The organism is Alienimonas californiensis, from assembly GCF_007743815.1.
GTDB classification, from domain to species: domain Bacteria; phylum Planctomycetota; class Planctomycetia; order Planctomycetales; family Planctomycetaceae; genus Alienimonas; species Alienimonas californiensis.
The window spans coordinates 2,566,164-2,586,124 of the sequence record NZ_CP036265.1; the positions used below are offsets into that span (position 1 = coordinate 2,566,164).

General features: G+C 71.4%; 16 protein-coding genes. 5 read left to right on the forward strand and 11 right to left on the reverse strand.

Annotated features, from left to right (window positions below; genetic code table 11):
* Positions 1 to 39 precede the first annotated feature (39 nt).
* From CA12_RS22995 to CA12_RS10115, 10 genes are all read right to left on the reverse strand, one after another.
* The gene (locus CA12_RS22995; RefSeq protein ID WP_145358828.1) at positions 40 to 1,179 is read right to left on the reverse strand and encodes a type II secretion system F family protein; all 1,140 of its coding nucleotides are present in this window, start codon (positions 1,177 to 1,179) and stop codon (positions 40 to 42) included.
* A gap of 59 nt (positions 1,180 to 1,238) precedes the next feature.
* Positions 1,239 to 2,267, reverse strand: coding sequence for a type II secretion system F family protein (locus tag CA12_RS10080; RefSeq protein WP_145358829.1), 1,029 nt, complete (start codon positions 2,265 to 2,267; stop codon positions 1,239 to 1,241).
* Complete coding sequence (locus CA12_RS10085) at positions 2,264 to 3,361, reverse strand: type II secretion system F family protein (RefSeq protein WP_145358830.1); 1,098 nt, start codon at positions 3,359 to 3,361, stop codon at positions 2,264 to 2,266. The genes CA12_RS10080 and CA12_RS10085 overlap by 4 nt, the downstream gene beginning before the upstream one ends.
* A gap of 318 nt (positions 3,362 to 3,679) precedes the next feature.
* The gene (locus CA12_RS10090) at positions 3,680 to 4,849 is read right to left on the reverse strand and encodes a GspE/PulE family protein (protein ID WP_145358831.1); all 1,170 of its coding nucleotides are present in this window, start codon (positions 4,847 to 4,849) and stop codon (positions 3,680 to 3,682) included.
* Between the two features lie 73 nt (positions 4,850 to 4,922).
* Positions 4,923 to 6,542 (reverse strand): hypothetical protein, encoded by a 1,620-nt coding sequence (locus CA12_RS10095; protein WP_145358832.1) that lies wholly within the window; start codon positions 6,540 to 6,542, stop codon positions 4,923 to 4,925.
* A 209-nt stretch (positions 6,543 to 6,751) separates the two neighbouring features.
* The gene (locus tag CA12_RS10100) at positions 6,752 to 7,438 is read right to left on the reverse strand and encodes an SDR family oxidoreductase (RefSeq protein WP_242688219.1); all 687 of its coding nucleotides are present in this window, start codon (positions 7,436 to 7,438) and stop codon (positions 6,752 to 6,754) included.
* Positions 7,360 to 8,178 (reverse strand): hypothetical protein, encoded by an 819-nt coding sequence (locus CA12_RS22800; protein WP_242688189.1) that lies wholly within the window; start codon positions 8,176 to 8,178, stop codon positions 7,360 to 7,362. Before CA12_RS22800 ends, CA12_RS10100 begins: the two co-directional genes overlap by 79 nt.
* Positions 8,179 to 8,184: 6 nt before the next feature.
* Positions 8,185 to 8,781, reverse strand: coding sequence for a DUF4145 domain-containing protein (locus tag CA12_RS10105; protein ID WP_165700672.1), 597 nt, complete (start codon positions 8,779 to 8,781; stop codon positions 8,185 to 8,187).
* A 169-nt stretch (positions 8,782 to 8,950) separates the two neighbouring features.
* Positions 8,951 to 10,057, reverse strand: coding sequence for a 3-deoxy-7-phosphoheptulonate synthase (locus CA12_RS10110; RefSeq protein WP_145361418.1), 1,107 nt, complete (start codon positions 10,055 to 10,057; stop codon positions 8,951 to 8,953).
* A gap of 231 nt (positions 10,058 to 10,288) precedes the next feature.
* A complete protein-coding gene (locus tag CA12_RS10115; RefSeq protein WP_145358835.1) occupies positions 10,289 to 10,861 on the reverse strand; it encodes a shikimate kinase in 573 nt (190 codons plus the stop codon).
* A 49-nt stretch (positions 10,862 to 10,910) separates the two neighbouring features.
* Here CA12_RS10115 and CA12_RS10120 point away from each other — a divergent pair, with 49 nt between their 5' ends.
* The 5 genes from CA12_RS10120 to CA12_RS10140 all read left to right on the forward strand — a co-directional run bounded on the left by CA12_RS10120 (position 10,911) and on the right by CA12_RS10140 (position 19,018).
* Entirely contained in the window at positions 10,911 to 12,638 is a 1,728-nt protein-coding gene (locus tag CA12_RS10120) for a dihydroxy-acid dehydratase domain-containing protein (RefSeq protein ID WP_145358836.1), read from the forward strand.
* 270 nt (positions 12,639 to 12,908) lie between these two features.
* Positions 12,909 to 14,522 (forward strand): ATP-binding protein, encoded by a 1,614-nt coding sequence (locus CA12_RS10125; RefSeq protein WP_145358837.1) that lies wholly within the window; start codon positions 12,909 to 12,911, stop codon positions 14,520 to 14,522.
* A gap of 124 nt (positions 14,523 to 14,646) precedes the next feature.
* Entirely contained in the window at positions 14,647 to 15,822 is a 1,176-nt protein-coding gene (locus CA12_RS10130; RefSeq protein ID WP_145358838.1) for an L-dopachrome tautomerase-related protein, read from the forward strand.
* 14 nt (positions 15,823 to 15,836) lie between these two features.
* A complete protein-coding gene (locus CA12_RS10135; protein ID WP_145358839.1) occupies positions 15,837 to 17,528 on the forward strand; it encodes an ABC1 kinase family protein in 1,692 nt (563 codons plus the stop codon).
* A 113-nt stretch (positions 17,529 to 17,641) separates the two neighbouring features.
* A complete protein-coding gene (locus tag CA12_RS10140; RefSeq protein WP_242688190.1) occupies positions 17,642 to 19,018 on the forward strand; it encodes a Gfo/Idh/MocA family protein in 1,377 nt (458 codons plus the stop codon).
* 82 nt (positions 19,019 to 19,100) lie between these two features.
* On the opposite strand, the gene CA12_RS10145 is transcribed toward CA12_RS10140, so the two are convergent.
* On the reverse strand, positions 19,101 to 19,685 hold the full coding sequence (locus tag CA12_RS10145; RefSeq protein ID WP_145358841.1) for a 5-formyltetrahydrofolate cyclo-ligase: 585 nt from the start codon (positions 19,683 to 19,685) through the stop codon (positions 19,101 to 19,103).
* Positions 19,686 to 19,961 lie beyond the last annotated feature (276 nt).

Sequence of the window (19,961 nt, forward strand, 5' to 3'; positions counted from 1 at the left end):
GGGGAGGCGCGGCGGAAGGGGGACGAGGGGACACGGCGGCTATCCGAGGTCGTACAGGAGGCGAATCAGCGGGGTGAAGAAGGCCAGGGCGACCCAGCAAACCAGCGCCCCGATCAGCAGGACGGCGGCCGGTTGGAGCAGCGCCAGCCAGCGGCCGCGGCGGCGTTCCTCGACGGCGTCGCGGCGATCGGCGATCAACCGCAGCACGGTCGGCAGGTTGCCCGCGGCTGTGCCGGTCGCGGCGAGGCGGGCCTCCCCGGCGGTCAGCAGCCGGGCGTCCCGCAGCGCCGGCCAGACGTCCGCCCCGCCCTCCACCCGCCGGGCCAGCTTGGCGAGGGCCGGCCCCCGACTGTTCGCGGCGGCGGCGTACGCCGTCAACACCGGCGGGAACGGCCGGCCGACCTCCGCCGCGTTCGCCAGCGCCCGCGTCACGCGGGAGGCATGCGCCCCCTGGGAGCCGAACCACCGCCGCGACAACCGCCCCCCCGGCAACCGCAGGCCCTTCTGTCTCACCACGAGAACCAGCGGCAGGGCGAACGCCGCCAGTTGGAGCGCCGCCAACGGCAGCAGCCCGTACGTCACCCCGACGGCGCTGAATTCGATCAGCGAACCGGACCACGGCACAGCCAGCCAACCCCCCCCGCGATAGCCCGGAAAGCCGTCGATGGGGAGCCCGAAGTCCTCAAAGATTTTTTTGAACTTGGGCACGATGTAATACATCAGGAACCCCAGCACCGCCTGCACGGCGAACAGCGTGGCGAGCAGGTAGAAGCCGACGTTCCAGAACGCCCCCGCGGAGCCGCCGGCCTGCCGGGCGAGGCGGGCGGCCTCGTCGGCGAGGGCTTTGGGCAGCGTGCCGCTCGCCTCGCCGGCGGCGAGCGCCGGTTCGCTGGCGGCGGGGATCAGCGTCCCGGCCCGCAACGCCGTCCGCAGGTCGGCGCCGCCGTCCAGCGCCGCCGCCGCCCGGCGGACCCGCTCCCGGTCGCCCCGCAGCAGGGTCTCGCCCAGTCCCTCGAACTCCTCCGCCATCGGCAGTTCCCGCTTGGCGGCCACGGCCAGTTCGCCCATCAGCGCCGCGGCCCGCAGCCGCCGGGTGCGGCGCGCCAGCGCCCACGCCGCCGCCAGGGAGACGAGCATCAGGGCGAAGAACATCCCCGGGGCGAACAGTCCGAACAGCATCGGTCACCCCCCTCCGCAGGAGCGGGGAACGAAGCGCACGGCGGCGGTTCGGGGGGCGGTCATGACAGGTCGTTCAACAAGTTGAGCAGCGGCAGGATCATCGCCCCGGCCAGCAGCAGGACGATCGCCCCGACGCCCACCAGCAGGACCGATTGCAGCGCCGCGGCGATCAACCCGGCCGACCCGAGCCGCCCGTCGAGCCGCGCCCGCAGCGTCGCGGCGGCGGAGCGCAGGGCCTCGGCGAGGGCTTGCGGGTCGTCCGCCCGCCGCAGCGCCGTGCGGAACTCCACGGGCAGATAGCGACGCCGGAACGCCGCCGCCGACGCCGCGGCGCCCTCCGCGACGGCGTCCGCCGTCAGCGAGACGTCGTGCCCCAGCCGGGGGTCCGGGATCGTCCAACCGACGGTGCGCAGGGCCTCCGGCAGGGGCGTGCGGACGTCGACCAGCGTGGCCAGCAACGCGCACGCCCGGGCCTGCTCCCCCGGCCGCAGGAACGTGGAGAACGGCCACAGGTTCGGGAGGAACCGGGGCAGCGCCCACCGCCCCGCCGCCAACGCGACCACGGCCAGCGGCAGCGCCACGAACCACCCGGCCCGCAGCCACAGGCCCGCCGCGAGGGCGGTTTTCGTCAGCCACGGCAGGGGCGTGCCGAAGTCGCCGAACGTCGATTCGAACCCCGGCGCCAGCAGGGCGAGCGCCGCCGCGGCGACCAGCAGCGTCGTCCCGCTGAGCGCCAGCGGCCAGCCGACGGCGGCCGTCAGTCGGCGACGGTCCTCGGCCCGCTCGGCGGTCGCGACGGCGGCGGCGTGCAGCACAACCGGCAGGCTGGCCCCGACCGACAGCTCCAGCAATCCGCTCAGCGAGGGCGGCAGCGCGTCCTTCACCTCCCGCAGCGCCGTCGCCGGGTCGGCCCCCGCCGCGACGCGATCGGCCGCCGCGCACACCGCGGCCCGGGCGCGGCCGGGCGGCAGGTCCTCGCCCGCGATCCGCAGCGCCGCGGCGGGCGGCAGCGACCGCTCCTCCGGCGAGACGGCGGTGGCATGCGGGGCGGAATGCAGGCCGACGCCGGTGGGGAACGCTTCGTTCATCGGGGCGTCCCCGGTCCGAGCGGCCGGGTGAGGGCGTCCAGCAGATCCAACGCGGGAACGGCCACGCCGAAGATGTAGAGGGCCGCGACGCCCCCGCCGACCAGCGCCGTCGCCGCCAGCGGCCACGCCGCGGCGCAGCGGGCCGCCGCCGAGCGGGCCCGGCGGGCGTGCAGCCGCGACGCCGCGGCGAGCGCCGCCGGCAGGTCCGCCGCCGGCACGTTCGCCAGCGTCCAGGCGATCAGCGGCGGCGCCGGGGGGGCCGCCCGGGAGCCCGTCGCGGAACCCGTCGAGGAGCCGGCGGAGGCGAACACCGCGGCCCGGCTCTCGCCGGCGTCCAACCGGTCCGCGGCCCGGCCGAGGCCCGCGGCGCCGACTTCCCCCGCGGTTCCGGCGGCCAGCCTGAGCGCCTCGCCCAGCGGCGTGCCGGCGCCCGTCAGCAGGGCGAGCAGATGGGCGAACCCGGCCCACCGCAGTTCGGTTCGCACCCCCCGCACGCCCGGAACCCAACGGAGCGCCCGCCCGCCGGTCCACAGGGCCAGCAAGGCGAACCCTCCGACGACCGCGGGCGGCACGAACAAGAGCCAGAGCGCATCCGCCGGCTCCAGCCGCTCGAACCACCTCACCGGGGCCGAAACCTCCGCCCCGGCCTGCCGCAGCATGTCCGCCAGCGGGCCGGCGACCGTCGGCAGGATCCAGGCGGCCAGCGCCGCGGCGACGCCGATCACCGCCAGTGGGCCGACCAGCGCCGCCGTCAGTTCCGCCCGCAGGTCCGCGGCGAAACGGGAACGCTCCGCCACCCGGGCCAGCGCCTCGCCGGGGCGGCCGGAACGCAGGCCGCTTTCCAACACGGCCCGCAGGGCGACCGGCAGGGGGCCGCGTTCGGCGGCGTAGGCCTCCGTCAGGCCCATCCCCCCCCGCAACCGGGCGGCGACGCGGTCGCTCAGCCCGCCGGGAGTGCCGGCCCCCAGCCCGATCTCCAGCGGCAGCCCGGCCGCGGCGAAGGCGGCGGCCTCGTCGCCCAACGCGATCAGCTCCGCCAACCGCCGCGGCGGCAGGGTTTCAGGGGAATCGGCGGCGGGCACGAGTGCGGGCACGGGACCTGTGAAACGTCGCGGCGAGCGGGGAGCGCTCAGCGGGGGCGGGACGCGGCGAGTGTGCCGGTTCCCCCAACTCTCCGCGACCTGCCCCGGTTCAGCCCCGACAAAATGCTCGAGCCGCCGGCCTCTGCCCCCCTCTCCCTCAGGGAGAGGGGCCGGGGGTGAGGGTGACGCACGGTTCACCCGCCCCCGCCCTCCGCGGTGAGCCGCCTTGGGAAGAGTCGGCGGACGGTGAAAACCGTTCGTCAGTCACAGCCCCCTCACCCCGACCCCTCTCCCCCAAAAGGGGGAGAGGGGAGGTTTGGGCCGGCGGGCCTACCGGAACGTGCCGAAGCCGAAGACCCGTCGCACCTCCACGGGGTCGGTCTCGCCACGGGCGAGGGCGGCGAGGGCGGCGTCGAACAGGCGGGAGCCGTCGTCCGCGGCGTCCGGATCGAACCCCTCCCGCCCGTCGGCGGCGTCGAACGCGGCGACCGGGAAGCGCCCGCGGTACCCCGTCCCCCCGCACTCCTCGCAGCCGCGGGCGACCTTCACCGCGACCTCCTCCGGCAACGGCAGGCCGAGCCGGGCGTCGGGGGCACTCGTCGGTTCGGCGCACCCGCACAATCGGCGGAGCAAACGCTGGGAGAGCGTCGCCCGCAGCCCGTGTCGAATCTGGTAGGCCTCCGCCCCGGTCTCCCGCAGCCGGACCGCGGCGCCGCGGTTGGTGCCGGCGTGGAAGGTGGTGAAGACGAGGTGCCCCGTCAGCGCCGCCCCCAGCGCGATGCGGGCGGTCTCCGCGTCCCGCACCTCGCCGACGAACAGCACCTCCGGGTCCTGCCGCAGCAGACTGCGGAGTCCGGTCGGGAAGTCGAACCCGGCGGCGGGACGGGTTTGACTCTGGCTGACTCCCGGAATCGCCGATTCGACCGGGTCTTCGAGCGTCACGAGGCTGCGCAACTCCCCATTGTCTTCCGCAGACTCCCGCAGCAGGGCGTAAGCAGTCGTTGTCTTGCCGCTGCCGGCGGGGCCGGCGATCAGCACGAGCCCCCCGCGGGCCGCGGCGGCGGTGCGGAGGCCGGCGACGATCTCGGCCGTCAGCCCCAGCGCGTCCAACCGGGCGAGGGCGCCGGCCGGGGCGAACAGGCGGACCACGGCCTTCTCCCCGTGAATCGTGGGGAACGTGCTGAGCCGCATCTGCGGGGCGGCGCCGGGCCCGGTTCCCTCCGGCGGTTGGAGGCGGCCTTCCTGCGGGCGTTCGTTGTCGTAGGTCAGCAGCCCGGCCAGCACCTTCAACCGGCCCACCACGTTGGCGGCGACCGCGGCGGGAAAGCGGCCGCGCTCGGTCAGGCGGCCGTCGACGCGGTAGCGCACCGCCAGGCCCTCCGGGGTCGGCAGCAGGTGGACGTCGCTGGCCCGGCCGGCGGCGGCGTCGGCCAGCAGGGCGGCGACCGCGGCGGGCACGTCCGCGGCGGCCCGGCAGGCGGCGGGATCGAAGTTCATCATGCCGGTATAACGCAACCAAGCCGGACGCAGGCGTCCGGCTTGGGCGACGATCGACGGGAGCCTCAGGCGAGGATTACTTCGCCAAAGCGACCTGCACCTCGCGGAACGCCGGGGTGGTGTCCCGGGCGCTGCTGGCCAGGTAGGCCCGCTCGCGGGTGTCGCAGTTCTTGATGTGGCCGTAGACCAGCTTCCACTGCTCGAACAGGTCGGTTTCCATCTGCCGCAGTTCGTTCAGCGGGCGGCCGTTGACGACGGCTTCGTGGAAGGCGCGGCTCTTCAGTTCGTAGTCCACCATGTCCGCCCGGGCGGCGTTGGTGTAGCTGGGCCGGCTCACGCGAAGCCAGGCTTCCGCGTCCCGCTTGATGGAGACGGCGTTGGTTTCGATCCGGGCGGCGAGGTCCGCGACGGCGCCGCGGTCGAAGCTGCCGGTCAGGTTCAGGCTCTCCCGCAGGGCGTTCATGCCGGCCTCGATCTCTTTGAGGTCGGCCCGGGCCTGCTCGCTGTTGATCTCGCTGAAGATGCTGCGGAAGTCCCGCCACTGCTCGTCGATGAAGCCGTACGCGTAGCTCCAGTCGGCCGGGTCCTTGGAGTTCGCCATCGTGTCGGTGAAGTTGGCGAAGGTGCCCCAGAAGGCGTTGCCGCTGGCGAGGGCTTCCTCGTTCCGCGGGATGTCGCGGAGCAGTTCGAGGGTCGTGTTGTTGAAGAACCGCTCCACGTCCTGCTGCAGGTCGGAGACCATGTAGCCGAGCTGATCGGCGTCGATGCCGCGGTCGATCAGCAGCAGGTCGGCGAACTGGCGCTGGTAGTCCTGCACGTTCCGGACGTCGCGGCCCAGGGCCCGGTCCGGGTTGCCGCGGAGCTTGCCGATGACCGGGTTCATCAGCTGGGTGAACTTCCGGTACTCCTCGATCAGGTAGGCGCGGTCCGGGCGGGCGGCGTCGAACACGAGGCCGAACATCCGGTCGGCCTGCAGACGGGCCTGGTTGCAGTTGATGCGAAGGGAGTTCCGCTCGGCGCTGGACGGGATGGCGTCGGTGAACTCGATCGTGTCGGACAGGTACCGCACGGCGGTCCGCAGCTGCACGGCGGTGTCCACCAGGGCCTTGCGGTCCAGCGTGGGGCTGCCGATGTTGAGCGAGGACTCGACCGTCTTGGTGGCGGCGTCCACCGCCTGGATCGCCTGGGCGGCGGTGCGGGACAGGCCCGGGATGGAGACCAGCCGACGGCTGGTGCGGTTCCAGCCGCTGTCCAGTTCCCGCAGTTCCGCTTCGTGGCGGGCGAGGGACTGGGCGGTCTTCAGATCGCGGGCCAGCAGGTCGGCGTCCACGGCGTAGCCCTGCACCTCGACGAGGTAACTCCGCAGGCTGGGGACGCTCCGCTCCTCGGCCCGCAGCACGGCGTACAGGCTGTTCATCTCCCGGCTGAAGGCGGCCAGCGCGTCGGCGACCTTGCGGGGGTCCAGGTTGCTGGGCAGCGTGGACGTCGTCGGCGTACCGTAGTCGTACCGATTGCTTTCGAAACTGCGATCGATGTTCAGCGTCTGGTCGACGGAGGCCGGCGTGACGTCCGCGTCCTTACGGGCGATGCGGTCGTACCGCCCCTGGGCGAGGATGTCGGAGGCCGAACCGAGCCCGGCGGCGGCGGCGGCGGCCGCGAAGGCCAGTTTCGCGGAGAGCTTCAGCGGGGGACGCATGGGCGGGGTCCTTCCCAGGTGCGGGTCTGGAGGTGAGACGCCCCGGGGGGGATCCACGCGGACCCGGGGCGGAGAATGGGTCCTTGAGCCGGGGTGTAGCCCGCCGGACGGATCCAAGGAAGACGTGTTCCGCGCGCGGGGGGATTTCCTTTCCCGCTCCCTTCTCCCCGTAACGCCGAGCCCCGGCCGGGGCTCGGCGTTAATAGACCTCAGACGAACTCCTGCACCGTGGGCTTGATCGTCAATTCCAGCACGTTCGCCCGCGCGGGGAGCGTCGCGGCGAGCAGCACCGCGGCGGCGACGTCTTCCGGCTGGAGCATTTTCGCCCGCTGTTCCTTGGACGGGTTGACCGGCCGCAGGTCGAGGATCGGCGTTTCCACCTCCCCCGGGTAGATGTTCGTGACCCGCACGCCGGTGTCCTTCAACTCCGTGGCGAGGGCCAGGCCGAGGCTCGTCATGGCGAACTTGCTGGCCGCGTAGGGGATGCCGCCCAGCAGCAACGCCCGCACCCCGGCCACCGAGGACACGTTCACGCACAGCCCGTCGCCGCGTTCCTTCAGCGCCGGCACGGCCGCCTTCAACACGTTGAACGCCCCGGTCGCGTTGGCGGCCATCACCTTGTCCCACTCCTCGCCGGTGGCGTCCTTCAGCAGCCGGCCGGCGACGTTCAGGCCGGCGGCGTTCACCACCACGCCGAGGCCGCCCAGCTCGTTCTCGCAGCGCTCGATCAGCGCCGCGACGGCGGCCCGGTCGGCCACGTCGCAGGCGTGGGGGAGGATCTCCGCGGCGCCTTCGGGGGCGGTCTCCGCGACCCGCTTCAGCTTACTCTCGGTGCGGCCGCAGACGACGACCCGGCAACCGCGGGCAGCGAGGGCGTGGGCGATCGCCTCGCCGATGCCGCTGCCCCCGCCGGTGACGAGGGCGAGCTGTTTTTGAGTGGAGACGGGGGGGAGGTCGGACATGACGGCGACGGGGAATCGGAAGCGAGAGCGGCGGCGGAGCGGGCCGCGCGGGCGGCCCAGACGTGCAGGATGACGGACGCCTCCCGCAGACTCGACCCCGCCGCCTCGCACGTTTGCCGCAACACCTCCGCCGGCACCGTCAGCCGATCCGCCGGCGCCGTCCCCGGCAGGGCGGCGGCGGCGATTCGCGGGGCGCACCAGGCCCGCAGCGCCTCCGGGGTGAGCGGGGGGAACTCGTGCGAGCGCAGCGGCAGCCCGGCCCGGGTCGCCTCCGGCGTGAGGTCTCGGTGCGTGCCGACGACGACCGTCGCCCCCGACTTCGCCGCCCGCCGCAACCCCCACCACAGCAGCGCCGCCGGCACGCGGTCCGCTTCGTCCCAATACACCAGCGGGGCGACCGGCAGCGGGGCGAACCGCCGCCAGCCGTCGAGCAACGGCAACGTCGGCGGGACGTACCGATACGGCCCCGGCCGTTCGCGGCGCCAATGGAGCGACAGGGAGGTCTTGCCGGCTCCCTTTTCGCCTAACAACTGCAAGATTCGCCGCTGCCCCGGCTCCGGCGGGGGCGGCACGTCCCGGACGATCCAGAACGGCTCCGCGACGCCGGGGACCGGGTCGGCCAGAAACGGGTTATGCCGCAGGCCGAGCGCGGCGTAGGGGGTGAGGCCGCTCAATTCATTTCAGGACTTATTGCGTTTGGCTGTTGCAGCCTTTCTTTCTCTTGCCGTCCGGAGGTGCTCAACCATGTCCGGCATTTCGTAGAGCGATTCCATCACATTCTCTAAGAGCTTGATCGCGATTCTCAAGTCGTGGACACCAGGAGCGTCGAGCTTATGGACGGCGTCATTCCCCAAAAACCGGTGTTCGTGCAGTGCGGCTGCCGTAGCACTGGAAATGAAGTTCTTCTCTGCAAGTCCTCCTATCTTGCCATCGAGGCCACTCCGCTGTGCGGAACTGAACGATCCGTCCTTCTGTTGGACTAACACAGGACCCTTCTTAATCCCCTTTTCTGCGCAAATGCCGTCCACTACCGCACGGAGTCCTGCAGCACAGAGTATAACCATCTGCTGATTGAAGCAGTCGACTGCTTCCTGATAAACCGCTCGGATCTTCTGCGGAACGTTGTAAAAATCTTTCGCCTGAACGTTGTCCTCGCTGCGATGCGGGTACAGGCGGGTTACGACTTCCCTGTCTTCTGAAAACCAGCCCGAATGACGAAAGGTTACGGACTCGCAACCTTGGCACTGCACAATCTGGTAGGCGTCGTGGCCCCACATTCCGAGACTTCTTTCGTCCCAGCTGACATCGACAGATTGCAAGCACAAGTGCCTTGTCTCAATGCTGCATCTCACGCAAGGCAATCGGTATATCTTCCCTTTTGTATCGTTTTCCTTCTGCGATCTGTTGAAGTCTTCGGACATGTCGGTGCGCTAAAATTTCCTCCGACTACACTTTCCCGGATGACAGCTTCGCGTGGGTTTCGCGGAGCAGTTTCTCCGTGGCGTCCCAGCCGAGGCAGCCGTCGGTGACGCTCACGCCGTACTTCAGGTCGGCGGGGTCCGGGGTGAGGCTCTGGGCGCCCTCGAACAGGTTCGATTCGAGCATCATGCCCAGGATCGACGGGTTCGGCGGGGAGCCGGCCCCGCCCAGCCGCTGGCTGAGCACGTCGTTCCAGACGGCCGGCTGGCGCAGCGGATCCTTGCCGCTGTTGGCGTGCGAGCAGTCCACCAGGAACCGCGGGGGGAGACCGCCGTTCTCCAGGCCGGCGATCGCCTGCTTGATGCTCTCGGCGTCGTAGTTCGGGCCGTTATTGCCGCCGCGGAGGATCAGGTGGCCCCAGGGGTTACCGGCGGTGTGGACGACGCAGGTCTGCCCGTGCGGGTCGATGCCGAGAAAACTGTGCCCGGCCCGGGCGGCGGTCATCGCGTTCAGGGCGGTTTGCAGGGAGCCGTCGGTGCCGTTCTTGTAGCCGACCGGCATGCTCAACCCGCTGCTCATCTGGCGGTGGCAGGGGCTTTCGGTGGTGCGGGCGCCGATGCTGGCCAGGGCGATCAGGTCCGCGATGTACTGCGGGGTGATCGGCTCCAGCATCTCGGTGGCCGTGGGCAGGCCCAGTTCGGCGATCTCCAGCAGAATCCGCCGGGCCTTCCGCAGACCCTCGGCCATGTCGAACTGCTCGTTCAGGCCGGGGTCGCTGATCAGCCCCTTCCAGCCCACCGTCGTGCGGGGCTTCTCGAAGTAGACCCGCATCACGATGAGGAGGCGGTCTTCGGTGGCGTCGGCGACGGCCCGCAGCTTGCCGGCGTATTCCAGCGCGGCCTGTTCGTCGTGAATGCTGCACGGGCCGACGACGCACAGCAGCCGGTCGTCCTCGCCGGCGAGGGCGGCTTTGATCTGCTCCCGGCCGTTCTCCACCGTGGCCTGCGCCGCGTCCGAGGCGGGGTACTCCTCCGCCAGTTGCCTCGGGTTGATCAGGGGGGTGAACTCCCGCACGTTGACGTTGTCGGTAGACCGGCGGCCGGCGGAGCGGGCGGGCGCCGGGGCGTCGAGCATGGCGGAGGGCGAGGCGGAGACGGACACGAGCGACGACGCGGCGAAAGAGGCGGGCGGGGAGAGCCGTGGACTGTACGCGGCCAACCGCCCCGCAGGGAACCGCGGCCGGCAGGCGAGCCCTCTTCATCAGCACGCTCCCCCCGGTTCGCTCCCGCCGGGTTCGCCGTCGCCGTCAGGCGGCGCGCCTGCTCACCGACGCGCGCCGCCTCGCGGTGACGGCGAACCAGGGAGTCACCCCGCAACCCGCTCCTGAATCTCCGCGGCGAGGGACTCCGGGCTGCGGTCGTCGGCGTCGATGCGTAGGTCGGCCCACTTCTCCAGAAACGGCCGGCGCTCCGCGGCGACGTCGTGCAGCGTGGCCCCGGGCGCCATCACCACCGCCCGCTCCTTCAGGCAGCCCAGCCGGGCCTCCAGCGCCGGCACCGGCACGTCCAGCCAGACGATCGTGGCGAACGTGCGGAACCGCTCCATCGCCGGATCGCAGTAGATCACGCTCCCCCCGGGGGCGATCACCGACGGCTCGGCCGGCACGTCGAGGTTGTAGCGGGTTTCCAGTTCGAGGAACCCGGCCCGGTCCAGGTTCTCGGAGACGTCGCCCAACACCGTCGCCCCCTCGCCGGCGATGATCAGCAGGTCGGGATCGACGAACGGCACGCCCAATCGCTCCGCCAGCGGGCGGCCGACGGTGCTCTTGCCGCAGCCGGGCATCCCGATCAGCAGCACGGCGCCCGTTCTGTGCGGAACCGGGCCGTCGGGGGGCGAGTCGTTCAGGGAGGAAGCGCGGGGGGCGGGATCTGCGGGCATACTGCCGCCAGTTTAGCCCGCCTTCGTCCGCCCCGCCGCGCCGGCGCCCATGCCTGACTCCGTTTCGTCTCCGCCCGCTTCTCCCCAAGCCGCTTCGGCCTCGCTGAACCGAAACAGCCGGGAGCTGACCCGCGGCTGGCAGAAGGGCGTGACCGCCTTCTACTACGGATTGGGGATGAGCGACGCGGACTTCGACCGCCCGCAGATCGGCGTCGGCACCCCGCTATTGGACGGGAACCTCTGCAACCTGCACGCCCATCAGCTCGCCGGCTGGGTGCGGGAGGGCTGCGAAGAAGCCGGGCTGCTGGCGTTCGCCTTCGGGACGCCGGCGGTCTCGGACAACATCACGCAGGGCCACGCCGGCGGGCGGGCCAGCCTGCCCAGCCGCAACGCGATCGCCAACGCCGCGGAGATGGTGTGCAGCGCCCACCGTTACGACGGCCTCGTCGGCCTGCACTGCTGCGACAAGAACGGCCCCGGCTTCGCCATGGCCCTCGCTCGGCTCAACGATCACGGGCTGATCGTCTCCGGCGGCTCGATCCTGCCCGGCAACCACTGCGGCCGGGACACCACGATCCTCGACGTCTACGACTGTCAGGCGAAGGCCCAGCAGGGCTCGATGAGCCAGGAAGACGCGGACGCCGTCATTCGCACCGCCTGCCCCGGCGCCGGCGGGTGCGGGATCAACGCGAGCTTCAACACCTGGGCCGTCGCCTGCGAGGCGATGGGGCTCAGCGTGCCCTACTCCGCCTCCAACCCCGCCGTCGGGCCGGAGAAGGAGGCGGAGTGCAAAGCCGTCGGCGCCGTGATGGCGAACCTGCTGCGGCTCGACCTCCGCCCGCGGGACATCCTCACCAAAGCCGCCCTGGAGAACGGGATGCGGAGCCTCTGCGCCAGCGGGGGCAGCACGAACGGGGTGTTGCACCTGCTCGCCCTCGCCGCGGAGGCCGGGGTGGACTTCACCCTCACCGATATCCAGCGGATCTGCCGGGAGACGCCGGTGCTGGCCGCGTTCGCCCCCCGCGGCGCCGGCACGATGCTGGACCTGCACAAGCTCGGCGGGACGCCGGTTCTGCTCAAACACATGCTGAACTGCGGTCTGCTGGACGGCGAGTGCGTCACCGTGACCGGCCGCACGCTGGCGGAGAACCACGCGGAAATCGCCCTCCCGCCCGTCGGCCCGGAGGAGTTCCTCCGCCCGCCGGAGGCCCCGCTGAACGCCGCCGCCGACCTGCAAATCTGCTTCGGCAACCTCGCCCCCGGGGGCGTCGTGTTCAAGGTGAGCAGCCTGAAGGAGCCCCGCTTCCGCGGCCGGGCGCTGGTGTTCGAGGAGGCGAAGGCCGTCGCCGACGCCGCCGCGGCCGGGCGGGTCACGCCGGGGACGGTCGTGGTGCTGCGAGGGCTGGGCCCGATCGCCGCCGGGATGCCGGAGGTGCTGGTCGCCAGCGCCGCCCTCAGCACGCCGGAGTTGGACGGCAAGGTCGCGTTCCTGTCGGACACGCGGGTCAGCGGCGTGAGTCACGGGGCGATCGGCGTGCACTGCGCCCCGGAGGCCGCCGCCGGCGGACCGATCGGGCTGGTGGAGGACGGCGACGAGATCGCCTTCGACCTGACCGCCGGCACGCTGACCTGGGCGGTGAGCGAGGAGGAAGCCGCCCGCCGCCGGGCCGCCCTCCCCCCGCGGGCGATCACGCACGACCGCCGCTACCTGGCGGAGTTCGCCGCCACCGTCAGCGGCGCCGACCGCGGCTGCGTGGGCAAGGCCCTCACGTTCTGAGCTCGATCATTTCCAGCCCGACGCGCACGCCTCGGCCGTCGCGGAGCGATGCGCCCCGTACCGACAATCGAGACGACGCACCGCCGACGCGTGCGCGTCGGGCTGGTATGGCTTCGAAGCGCCGGGACCGATCCGCCCGTTAGAACCGGCAGGGACGCACCGCCGGCGGGGGGAGGGGCGGGGACTGTCCGCTACGTGGTTGCGTTTCCGCCACGCGACGGGGCGGCGTGACCTACGGTCGAGGGTTCCCTGCCCCGGTTCCGGTCTCCGATGTCTCTGCTCGCCGACGCGACCCTCGCCCCCGCAGAGTTTCTCGCCCGGTTGCGCGGCGGCGATCCGCCGCCGGAGCGGACGGACGAAAGCCTCGAGGCGCGCCCCGCGTCCGCGTCCGCGGCGGCGACGGCCCTGATGCACGCCGTCGCCGACGAACAGAACGCCGCGCCGCGCCGCCCGGCGACCGACTTCGACGATCCCCGCGACGTGCTCGCCGGGGTGGATCCGGCGGCGTTGGCCGCCGCCGCCCAGGCCGCCGCCGGCGACGGCCCCGGCGCCGCCGAACGGCTCACGGCGCTGTACGACCGCGTGGAGGCGTTGCTCGGCCCGCCGCCCTCCGCCGAGGACGCCCCCGAGTTCCGGCCCCCCTCCCCCAATACGCTCGAGGAGGCCGGCCTCACCGAGGACGACGTCGAACGCCTCGTATTGAAATATTTGTTGAACGTCGGGTCGGCGTCGGGGCGGGCGGTCTGCCGTCAGATCAAACTGCCGTTCACGATCGTCGATCCGATCGTCAGCAAGCTGCGCAAGGCCCAATACCTCACCTTCAACGGGGCGGCGGAGGCGGGCGACTATCATTATCAGATCACCGAGGCCGGCCGCGCCGCGGCGGCGAAGTTCTCCCGGGAATGCACCTACTTCGGCGCCGCCCCGGTGCCGCTGGAGCAATATCTCGCGGCGATGAGCGCCCAGAGCATCGCCGGGCAGGTGGCCACCGAGGCGGGGCTGCGGGCCGCCTTCAGCGACCTGCTCATTAACGAGGCGATGTTCGAGCGCCTCGGCCCGGCGATCAACAGCGGCCGCGGGATGTTTTTATTCGGGGAGCCCGGCAACGGGAAAACGAGCATCGCCGAACGCATCACCCGGGCCTTCGGCAGCGCCATCTGGATTCCCCGCACGATCACCGTGGACGGGGACGTCCTCCGCCTGTTCGACCCCGGCCTGCACGAGGAGGTGAACGCCGGGCTCGGCGACGGACTGCTGGACCTGTCCGGGGTGGACGCCCGGTGGGTCAAGATCGTCCGTCCCACGGTGATCGCCGGCGGCGAATTGACGATGCAGGAACTGGAGGTCGTGCAAAATCCGATCACGAAAATCTGCGAGGCCCCGCTGCAATTGAAATCGAACTGCGGCACGCTGGTGATCGACGACTTCGGCCGGCAGACGATGCCGGTCGACGTGCTGCTGAATCGCTGGATCGTTCCCCTGGAAAAGCGCTACGACTTCCTGAACCTGCCCAGCGGCAAAAAGGTGCAGGTGCCCTTCGATCAATTGATCGTCTTCAGCACGAACCTGGAGCCCCGCGACCTGGTGGACGGGGCCTTCCTCAGGCGCATCCCCTATAAGATCGAGGTGCCGGACCCCTCGCGGGAGGAGTTCACGGCGCTGATGAAGATCATGTGCGGCGCCTTGAAAATCGACTTCGATTCCGAGGCGGTCGAATATCTGATCGAAACGCACTACGTGCAGGCGAAGCGCCCGTACCGTTGCTGTCAGCCCCGCGACCTGCTCATGCAGGTGCGGAACTACTGCGCCTATAAACAACGGCCGGTGACGCTGACCTCGGAGTCGTTCGATTTCGCCGTGGCGAACTACTTCAGCGTGATGTGAGCGTGAGCGTGATGTGAACGCCGGGAGCCCCGTCTGTCCCGGTGGCGGGTTCGGGGGACGCCCCGGGGGCGGGGCGGCCGGTCGCGGCTATCGTCGGGCGTTCGCTCTTTCACGACGCCTCCCGATGCTCGCCCCGCTACTCCTCGCGGCCCTGACCGCCTCGCCGGCCGATCTGCCCGCCGAACGCCCCGTCGGCTCGCCCGAGCTCGTCGCGACCTTCGACGGGCCGATGCCGACCGGGGTCAGCGTCCACCCGTCCGGTCGCATCTTCGTAAACTTCCCCCGCTGGGGCGACGATCCGCCGGCGACGCTGGCGGAATTGAAGGATGGAACGGCGGTCCCGTACCCGTCCGCGGCGATGCAGCAGTTCGATGGGATGGGCGACTCGGACAGGCTCATCAGCGTCCAGAGCGTCGTCGTCGGCCCGGCCGGTCGCATCTGGGCACTGGACACCGGCCGCGTCGAATTTCAACCGGCTCAGCCGGGCGGGCCGAAGCTGATCGCCTTCGATCCGGACAGCGGCGAGGCGGTGAAAAAGATCGTCTTCCCCGCCGACGTCGCCCTGCCGACGACCTATCTGAACGACATGCGGTTCGACCTGACCCGCGGCGAGGCCGGGGCGGCGTATATCACCGACAGCGCCCCCCACGGCGGGATCATCGTCGTCGATCTGGCCAGCGGCGACAGCTGGCGGCGGCTGCACGAGACGAAGCCGGTGCGGCCGGAACCGAACTTCCTGCCGATCGTCGAGGGCCGTCCCCTGCTCCAACGTCCCGAGGACGGCCAGCCGCAGCCGCTGGACACCGGCAGCGACGGCATCGCCCTAACGATCAACCGCCCGGAGGGCGGGCTCTCCGCGCTGGCGCCGGAGCCCATGCTGTATTTCCGCGCGCTCGCCGGTCGGCGGCTCTATAGCCTGCCGACGAGGATCCTCGACGACCGCAACGCCACGGATGAAGAGACGCTCAGATCCGTGACCGACCACGGCGACCTCGGCTTCGCCAGCGACGGCCTCGAATCCGACACGGAGGACACGCTCTACCTGACGAACTACGAGGACAACGCGATCGTCGCCCGCCGGGCGGACGGCACGCTGGAGACGATTCTCCACGACCCCCGCCTGCTCTGGCCGGACACGCTGTCGCTGGGGGCGGACAAATTTTTGTACGTCACGGCCAATCAACTGCACCGGCAAGCGAAGTTTCACGGGGGGGAGGACCTGCGCGAGACGCCCTACGCCCTGTTCCGCGTGAAGGTGAATGCGACGCCGGTTCGACTGAAGTGGACTCCGCTGGAGTGACGTAGACTCACCGCATGGCCCCCCGCCCCGTCCGTCTGCTGCGCAACCTCAACCGCGGGCGGGAGATCGTCGCGGTGCTGGTGCGGCACGGGTTCGGCGACGCGGTCCGTCGGCTGCGGTTACGGCGGTATCTGGACTTCGGCCGGCGGGCGTTCTTCTGGCGGAAGGACCCGGACCCCGGGCCGGAACACAGCACGCCGGAACGGCTCCGCATGGCGCTGGAGGACCTGGGGCCGACCTTCATCAAGTTTGGGCAGGTCGCCAGCACCCGGCCGGACGTGCTGCCGGCCGGCGTGATCGCGGAGCTGTCGAAGCTCCGCGAGACCGTGCCCCCCTTTCCCCCGGCGGAGTCCGTCGCCGCGGTGGAGGCGGCGTTGGGCCTGTCGGTCGGCGAGGCGTTCCGGGAGTTCGATCCGATCCCCGTCGCCGCCGGTTCGCTGGGGCAGGTGCACCGGGCGGTCGGCCGGGACGGGGCGGAACTGGCCGTGAAGGTGCGTCGGCCGGGGGTGAAGGCGGAGGTCGAACGGGACCTGAGCCTGATGTTCGATCTGGCGGTGCTGGTCGAGCGCCGCTTGCCGGAACTGAAGGTGTTCGACCCGGCCGGGCTGGTGCGGCACCTGTCGCGGACGATCCGCCGGGAGGTCGATTTCACCCGGGAGGCGAACTCCGCCGCGGAGATCGCCCGGCTGTTCGGGCCGGACTCCAACGATCTGTGCATCCCCGCGGTGCGGGACGAACTCACCACAGAAGCCGTCCTCACCACCGAATGGCTCGCCGGGCTGCCGGCGGACGACCCGGCGGCGTTGCGGCGGCGGGGGCTGGACCCGGCGGAGATCGCGGCGAAGGGCGCCCGGGTGTTCCTCAAACAGGTGTTCTCCTTCGGCCTGTTCCACGGCGACCCGCACCCGGGCAACGTCCGCGTGATCCCGCCGACGCCGCAGCACCCCGCCGGCCGGATCGGGCTGCTGGACTTCGGGATGGTGGGGGTCTTGGAAGAATCAGTGCGGGACCGGCTGGTGGACCTGCTCGCCGCGGTCGCCCGGGGGGACGTGCCGGGGGTCAGCCGACATTTGCAGGCGCTGGGCACGCCGATGATGGAGGTCGACGAAACCGCCCTCCGCACCGACCTGCGGGAGTTCCTCGCCACCCACTACAACGTGCCGCTGGCCCGGCTGCGGGTCGCGGCGGTGTTGGGCGACTTCCTGTCGCTGCTCAGCCGGCACCGCATCCGCCTGCCGGGGGACCTCATGTTGCTGGTGCGGGCGGCGGTCAGCGTGGAGGGCACCGGGCGGCGGCTGGACCCGGACTTCAACCTCGCCGCCCACCTCGTCCCGTTCGCCCGGCAACTCCTCAAGGAACGGCTGGACCCGAAGCGGCTGGCGAAGCGGTTCGCCGGGGAGGCGGGCGAACTGGCCAGCCTCGCCGCCGCGGTGCCGCACCAACTCGGCCGGACCCTCGAAAAACTCAGCCGGGACGAACTGCGGGTGCAACTCGACGTGAGCGGGCTGGACACCCTCACGCGGGAGATCGACCGGGCCGGCAACCGCCTGGCGATCAGTCTGGCGATGAGTTCGCTGATCCTCGCCAGTGCCCTGCTGATCCGCAGCGTGCCGGAGAGCTTCTGGTTCGCCGTGCCGATCTTCCTGCTGAGCAGCCTGCTGGGGCTGTGGCTGGTGTACGGGGTGTTCCGCAGCGGCAGTTTGTAACCGGGGCCGGTCGGGTTCGGGGTCGACGGTCCGGGAACAGGGGACAATCGGGCGAGCGGCCGATTATGCTTCGGCGTCCGTTTTCCCTTCGACCGACCGCTGTGACGAACCCCGTGACGAAGCCCGTAACGACCCCCGCCGCCGCGAACGCCGCCGGCCCGGCCCCCGCCGCCGGCTCGCTCTCCCGCCGCTCCTGGTTGGCGGCCTCCGCCGCGGGGGTTGCGGCGACGGCCTTTCCCGCCCGCAGCTACGCCCGCATTCAGGGGGCGAACGACCGGTTGGGCGTGGCCCTCATCGGCGCCGGCGGGATGGGAACCGGACACCTTCGCTCCCTCGCCGGGCTCCTTGAGCAGGACAACCTCCAGCCGATCGCCGTGGCGGACTGCTGGAAGACCCGCGCCGAACAGGGCGCCGCGACGCTGGGCGGGGAGAAAAAGCTGCCGGTGCGGGCGGAGGTCGATTACCGGGCGATTCTGGACGACCCCGACGTGGACTACGTCACCATCGCCTCGCCGGAGCACCAGCACGCTTTGATGCTCACCGCCGCCCTGCGGGCCGGCAAGCCGGCGTACTGCGAGAAGCCGCTGACCCACACCGCCGCCGAGGCCGCCGCGGTGTACAAGGTTCAGCAGGAAACCGGCCTGCCGGTGCAGGTCGGCGTGCAGGGGACCTCGCGGGACTCCTACGCCGCGGCCGCGGAGGCAATCGAGCGCGGCGTGCTGGGCCGCGTCGTGCAGGCGCAAATCAACTACGTCCGCCGCTACGGCGACCAGGGCCCGTGGCGCCAGCCGGGCCTGAACTCCGAGATGCCCAAGCCGGCCGACCTCGACTGGACCGCCTGGCTGGGCGACGCCCCCGCGATCCCCTGGAACCCGCACCATTACTTCGAGTGGCGCTGCCACAGCCAGTACTCCGGCGGGGTGGCGACGGACCTGTTCGTGCACCGCCTCACGCGGCTGCTCGTCGCCTGCGGCCTGAAGTTCCCCAGCCGCGTCGTCGGGATGGGCGGGATCTTCCAGTGGCCCGACGGCCGCGACATGCCGGACAACTTCGAGATGATCCTCACCTATCCCGAGGCGCTCTCCGCCCCGGAGGGGATGACGGTCTACTGCCTCGGCACGCAGAGCAACCGAGTGGAGATTCCCCACCAGATCCGCGGCTACCGGGCCACCCTCACCTTCACCGGCGAGGGCGGCGTGGGCGGCCCCGCCGGCTGGGTGGCGAAGGACAAGGACGGCGAGGTGCTGGAGGAATACGTCGCCCAGGGCGCCGAGGACATCAGCCTGCACCACTCCAACCTGCACGCCCACCTGCGGGACCCGTCCGTGAAGCTGAACTGCCCGATCGAACTGGGCGTGTACGGCATCACGGCCTGCGCCCTGGCGAACGAATCCTGGCGAACCGGCCAGATGCTCGCCTACGCCCCGGACGCCGAATCCAAGTTCGGCCCCGCCGCCCCGGCCCAGATCCCCGACGGCCCCAAGGCCTGACGGTTCGTGTGATCAACGTAAAAGCGTCCCGGACCCTCCGAGGGTCCGGGACGCTTGCGTTTTGAAGGCCGAAGTAGAGCGCTCAGCCCGCGCGGCCGAGGCCTTCCAGCACGCGTTCCTCGGTGACGACGAAGTCCATATAGACGTCGTGGTCGTCGGTCGGCACCCGGTCGAACAACTGACATTCGAACACCGGGGCGACCAGCGGGCAGTCCGGCCGCACGCCTTCGAGCAGCTTGTCGTAGTAACCCTTGCCGTGCCCGACGCGGCCGCCGCGGTCGTCGAAGGCCACGCCGGGGATCAGGGCGAAGTCCAGGTCCTTCGCCAGCGCCACGCGATCCGGCCGCCGCCGCAGCCGCGGGGCGGGCTCGAGGATGTCGTACATGCCGAGTTCCAACTCGCTCATGTCCGTGAGCCGGAACAGCTCCAGCCGGCCCTCGTCGTTGCACCAGGGCACCAGCACCGTTTTGCCGTCCGCCAGCGCCGTGGGCAGCGCGGCCTTGGTGCGGACCTCGCTGCGGGCGTCGACGTAGTACAGCACGATGCGGGCCTGCCGGTACTCCGGCAGGGCGCGGACCCGATCGAGGATGCGGGCGCTGACCTCCTCTTTCTCCGCCTGCGCCTTACGGCGGCGGAAGGCTTCGGAACGGATCTCGGCCTTATCCATCGCGGAAACGATTGCGGGGGCAGCGGGGAACGCGGGAACGCCCGCGACCGACGACCGCGGAGACGGGCAGCCTACACCAATCGAGGCGCCCTCGAGAAGCGGGCTCGCAGGCGCAAAACGCGGTTCGTCGAGGCCGGGAACGGTGCCGACGGAACTCCCCTTTGGGTAAGATGCCAGACCCTCCTCGTACGCCCCGCCGACGCGACTCCGCTGCCCCCGGAATCGCCGTCCCGCTGCCTCCGGCCCGCCGGGCGTCCCCCGCTCCCGCCCCACGAC

Coding starts and splice junctions, on each gene's coding strand:
- CA12_RS10125 (WP_145358837.1), top strand. CDS start 12,909: ATGTCTCTGCTCGCCGACGCGACCCTCGCCCCCGCAGAGTTTCTCGCC.
- CA12_RS10110 (WP_145361418.1), bottom strand. CDS start 10,057: ATGCTCGACGCCCCGGCGCCCGCCCGCTCCGCCGGCCGCCGGTCTACC.
- CA12_RS10120 (WP_145358836.1), top strand. CDS start 10,911: ATGCCTGACTCCGTTTCGTCTCCGCCCGCTTCTCCCCAAGCCGCTTCG.
- CA12_RS10095 (WP_145358832.1), bottom strand. CDS start 6,542: ATGCGTCCCCCGCTGAAGCTCTCCGCGAAACTGGCCTTCGCGGCCGCC.
- CA12_RS10135 (WP_145358839.1), top strand. CDS start 15,837: ATGGCCCCCCGCCCCGTCCGTCTGCTGCGCAACCTCAACCGCGGGCGG.
- CA12_RS10105 (WP_165700672.1), bottom strand. CDS start 8,781: ATGTGGGGCCACGACGCCTACCAGATTGTGCAGTGCCAAGGTTGCGAG.
- CA12_RS10145 (WP_145358841.1), bottom strand. CDS start 19,685: ATGGATAAGGCCGAGATCCGTTCCGAAGCCTTCCGCCGCCGTAAGGCG.
- CA12_RS22995 (WP_145358828.1), bottom strand. CDS start 1,179: ATGCTGTTCGGACTGTTCGCCCCGGGGATGTTCTTCGCCCTGATGCTC.
- CA12_RS10090 (WP_145358831.1), bottom strand. CDS start 4,849: ATGATGAACTTCGATCCCGCCGCCTGCCGGGCCGCCGCGGACGTGCCC.
- CA12_RS10080 (WP_145358829.1), bottom strand. CDS start 2,267: ATGAACGAAGCGTTCCCCACCGGCGTCGGCCTGCATTCCGCCCCGCAT.
- CA12_RS10115 (WP_145358835.1), bottom strand. CDS start 10,861: ATGCCCGCAGATCCCGCCCCCCGCGCTTCCTCCCTGAACGACTCGCCC.
- CA12_RS10130 (WP_145358838.1), top strand. CDS start 14,647: ATGCTCGCCCCGCTACTCCTCGCGGCCCTGACCGCCTCGCCGGCCGAT.